We start from the raw sequence: 4,399 nt of genomic DNA, 5'->3' as shown, positions 1-4,399 counted from the left end.
AAGTTGTTTTGCCATGGTCAACGTGACCAATGGTGCCCACGTTCACGTGCGGCTTGGTACGTTCGAATTTTCCTTTTGCCATTTCATTTCTCCAAAGAGCAGTGCCCGTGTACAGGTTTTATGTTTGCACGATGCTGCTGATTCGCCCCGCACGGGTGACAGGGCGGCGCATCGTCGCAGACAGGGGCCGCTTCACGCAGCCCCATGGGGGTTTTTATTTTGCGCGAGCGGCCACGATGGCTTCAGCAACGTTGCGAGGGGCTTCAGCGTAGTGCTTGAATTCCATCGTATAAGTGGCGCGGCCTTGGGACATGGAGCGCAGTGTGGTTGAGTAACCAAACATTTCTGACAAGGGCACTTCAGCTTTGATCGCCTTGCCACCACCAACCATGTCGTCCATGCCTTGCACCATGCCGCGGCGTGAAGACAAGTCACCCATCACACTACCAGCGTAGTCTTCAGGTGTCTCGACTTCCACAGCCATCATGGGCTCAAGAATCACGGGCTGGGCTTTGCGGCAACCTTCTTTGAAGCCAAAGATGGCGGCCATTTTGAAAGCCATTTCGTTCGAGTCCACGTCGTGGTAAGAACCGAAGTGCAATGTCACTTTGACGTCAACCACTGGATAACCCGCCAACACGCCTTGGCTCAACGCTTCGGTCACGCCTTTTTCCACTGCTGGGATGTATTCACGAGGAACCACACCGCCTTTGATGGCGTCAACGAATTCAAAACCTTTACCCGCTTCTTGTGGCTCAACTTTGAGCACCACGTGACCGTATTGGCCTTTACCACCGGATTGACGAACGAATTTGCCTTCGGCTTCTTCGACTGTCTTACGAATGGTCTCGCGGTAAGCCACTTGGGGCTTGCCCACGTTGGCTTCCACGCCGAATTCACGCTTCATGCGGTCGACAATAATTTCCAAGTGCAATTCGCCCTGACCACCAATGATGGTCTGGCCCGACTCTTCGTCAGTTTGCACGCGGAAAGAAGGATCTTCTGCAGCTAAACGAGACAAAGCCATGCCCATTTTTTCTTGGTCAGCTTTGGTCTTTGGCTCAACCGCTTGACGGATCACAGAGTCAGGAAACACCATGCGCTCGAGGGTGATCACGGCGGATGGGTCACACAAGGTCTCACCTGTGGTCACATCTTTCAAACCCACGCAAGCAGCGATGTCGCCCGCACGGATTTCGTCGACTTCTTCGCGGTTGTTGGCGTGCATTTGCACAATACGACCGATACGTTCTTTCTTGCCGCGCACGGGGTTGTAAACGGTGTCGCCCTTTTTCAGAACGCCCGAGTAAACGCGCACAAATGTCAGCTGACCCACAAATGGATCGGTCATCAACTTGAATGCCAAGGCAGAGAATTTTTCGCTGTCATCCGCTTTGCGGATCACTTCTTTTTCGTCTTCGTCAAAGCCCTTGATGGCTTTCACGTCCAATGGAGAAGGCATCAACTCAAGCACGGCATCCAACATACGTTGGACGCCTTTGTTCTTGAACGCTGTACCGCACAACATGGGCTGGATTTCGCTGTTGATGGTGCGCACACGCAAACCATGGGTGATTTCTTCTTCAGTCAAGTCACCTTCTTCAAGGTACTTGTTCATCAACTCTTCTGAAGCTTCAGCCGCGGCTTCCACCATCTTCTCGCGCCACTCTTTGGCCAACTCAACCAAATTGGCTGGAATCTCTTCAAAAGTGAACTTCATGCCTTGAGACGCTTCGTCCCAAATGATGGCTTTCATTTTGCGCAAGTCAACCACGCCAGTGAAGTTATCTTCGGCGCCGATTGGGATCACGATCGGCACAGGATTGGCCTTGAGACGCAACTTCATCTGCTCCACAACTTTGAAGAAGTTGGCGCCGGTTCGGTCCATTTTGTTCACAAAGGCCAAGCGAGGCACTTTGTACTTGTTGGCTTGACGCCATACGGTTTCGGATTGGGGCTGAACGCCGCCGACCGCACAGTAAACCATGCAAGCACCATCGAGCACGCGCATGGAGCGCTCAACTTCAATGGTGAAGTCCACGTGACCAGGGGTGTCGATGATGTTGATGCGGTGATCTTCAAAAGAGCCATCCATGCCCTTCCAAAAACAAGTGGTGGCAGCAGAAGTGATCGTGATGCCACGCTCTTGCTCTTGCTCCATCCAGTCCATGGTGGCAGCGCCGTCATGGACTTCACCGATCTTGTGGTTCACACCGGTATAGAAAAGAATACGCTCTGTCGTGGTGGTTTTACCAGCGTCAATGTGCGCTGAAATACCAATGTTGCGATAGCGCTCAATGGGGGTATTGCGAGCCATTTTTTAACCTTTGAATTAGAAGCGGAAGTGGCTGAAGGCCTTGTTGGCTTCGGCCATGCGGTGAACTTCGTCACGCTTTTTCATAGCACCGCCACGACCTTCGGAGGCTTCCAACAATTCGTTGGCCAAGCGCAAGGCCATGGACTTTTCACCGCGCTTGCGAGCGGCTTCTTTGAGCCAGCGCATGGACAAAGCCAAGCGACGGACTGGACGCACTTCAACGGGCACCTGATAGTTGGCACCACCCACGCGGCGGGACTTTACTTCCACCATGGGCTTGACGTTGTTGATGGCCACATTGAACAACTCGAGCGGATCTTTGCCCGATTTTTGTTCGATTTGTTGCAAGGCACCATAAATGATGCGCTCGGCAACAGCTTTCTTGCCGCCTTCCATGATCACGTTCATGAATTTGGACAGCTCAACATTGCCGTACTTAGGATCCGGCAAGATTTCACGTTTAGGGACTTCGCGACGACGTGGCATTTTTCACCTCTTATTTGCTTCAGTTGGCGCCTTGTTCAGACACCGCAAAAACCATTTGGTTTTTACTTACTCGACCCACACAGACAATTCTGCGCTTCGGGTCACTACGCTGACTCACCGCGCCACGCGGTAAACAGCACCTGTTTGGTCAAAAGACCGATTGCTTACTTGGCCTTAGGCTTTTTAGCGCCGTACTTGGAACGCGATTGCTTGCGGTCTTTGACGCCTTGCAAATCGAGTGATCCGCGCACGATGTGGTAGCGAACACCTGGCAAGTCTTTGACACGACCGCCGCGCACGAGCACAACGCTGTGCTCTTGCAAGTTGTGGCCTTCACCGCCGATGTACGAAATGACTTCGAAGCCATTGGTCAAGCGAACTTTGGCAACTTTACGCAGCGCAGAGTTAGGCTTTTTAGGCGTCGTGGTGTACACACGGGTGCACACGCCACGCCTTTGTGGAGAGTTTTGCATCGCAGGGCTTTTGGACTTGATCGTTTCGACCTCGCGCCCCTGACGCACCAATTGATTGATGGTTGGCATTGTTTGTAACGTCCCTAAACGTTGGAATAAAAAGAAAACGTGAATCCCTTCGGAATTTCCGAAAAGCCTTCTAGTGTATCAGCATCACCACATGCAAGCAAATCTAATTAAAAATGCCTCAATAACCGCTACTTGACCCACAATCGCACAGCGTCCCAAGCACGGCCCACAAAGCTGGCCTGCTCGACGGTCTCTAATACCTGCAATGGCACATCGACCAAGGGCTTTTGATCTAAGGTGACTTTCAAAGCGCCCACGATTTGACCGCGGCTCAGCGGCGCGACCAAGGGCTCAGGGCGGGCCACTTGGGTTTGTATGCGGCCCGCAGCGCCCGCGGGCACAGCCACCACAATGGGCGAGAAGCGGCCCAGCTTGACGAGGTTGGCTTGACCTTTCCACACGTTGGGCGTCACCACAGCTTGGTTGGCATCAAACAACTTGATGGCATCAAACGCGGTGTAGCCCCAATTGAGCAGCTTTTGCGTTTCGGTGGCCCTGGCATTTTCACTCGAGGCGCCCAACACAATGGACAACAAGCGCCGCTGGCCCACGCCAAGGGCGTCGCGCTTGGCGGTGGCAATCAAACAAAAACCAGCGGCATCCGTGTGACCCGTTTTCAGGCCATCGACGCTGGGGTCGCGAAACAACAGCAAATTGCGGTTGGCCTCGTTAGCGGCTGGGGTGCCGGGATAGCGGTATTTTTTAATGGCGTAGTAACCCACGTAATCTGGAAAATCTTGCATCAAGCGGCTGGCCAAGATGCTGAGATCACGGGCGGTGGTGGTGTGACCAGGCTCGGTCAAACCTTCTGGGTTTTTGTAGCCCGTGGACTTCATGCCGAGGGCTTTGGCCTGTGCGTTCATCATTTGCACAAAGTGCTCCACGGTGCCGCCCACACCTTCGGCCAGCACCATGGTGGCGTCGTTGCCCGACTGAACAATCATGCCTTTGATCAAGTCCTCGACGGGCACTTTCATCTTGGGGTCGATGAACATGCGAGAGCCTGGCATCTTCCATGCGCGCTCGCTCACGGCTAAGGTTTGTTGCAAGCTGA

The 4,399-nt window shown here is 53.4% G+C and carries 4 protein-coding genes and 1 pseudogene; all 5 read right to left on the bottom strand.

Going from position 1 to position 4,399, the window contains the following annotated elements; all coding sequences use genetic code 11:
- Positions 1–82: pseudogene (locus V7Q41_RS13275) on the bottom strand (GTP-binding protein); the annotation flags it as partial.
- 132 nt (positions 83–214) lie between these two features.
- Entirely contained in the window at positions 215–2,317 is a 2,103-nt protein-coding gene (gene fusA, locus V7Q41_RS13270) for an elongation factor G (protein ID WP_333846444.1), read from the bottom strand.
- A gap of 15 nt (positions 2,318–2,332) precedes the next feature.
- Positions 2,333–2,803 carry a 30S ribosomal protein S7 gene (gene rpsG / locus V7Q41_RS13265; protein ID WP_310614139.1) on the bottom strand — a complete coding sequence of 157 codons (471 nt, stop codon included), beginning with the start codon at positions 2,801–2,803 and terminating at the stop codon, positions 2,333–2,335.
- Between the two features lie 164 nt (positions 2,804–2,967).
- A complete protein-coding gene (rpsL, locus tag V7Q41_RS13260; protein ID WP_011466063.1) occupies positions 2,968–3,345 on the bottom strand; it encodes a 30S ribosomal protein S12 in 378 nt (125 codons plus the stop codon).
- A 128-nt stretch (positions 3,346–3,473) separates the two neighbouring features.
- Positions 3,474–4,399 (bottom strand): D-alanyl-D-alanine carboxypeptidase family protein (locus tag V7Q41_RS13255; RefSeq protein WP_333846434.1); only part of this gene is annotated, 926 nt, incomplete at its 5' end.

Source organism: Limnohabitans sp. (assembly GCF_036804465.1).
Lineage (GTDB): Bacteria > Pseudomonadota > Gammaproteobacteria > Burkholderiales > Burkholderiaceae_C > Limnohabitans.
This window is presented reverse-complemented; position numbering and strand designations above follow the sequence as displayed.

What these genes read in the sequence shown, in the direction of transcription:
- rpsG (WP_310614139.1), bottom strand. Translation starts at nt 2,803, where the DNA reads ATGCCACGTCGTCGCGAAGTCCCTAAACGTGAAATCTTGCCGGATCCT.
- fusA (WP_333846444.1), bottom strand. Translation starts at nt 2,317, where the DNA reads ATGGCTCGCAATACCCCCATTGAGCGCTATCGCAACATTGGTATTTCA.
- rpsL (WP_011466063.1), bottom strand. Translation starts at nt 3,345, where the DNA reads ATGCCAACCATCAATCAATTGGTGCGTCAGGGGCGCGAGGTCGAAACG.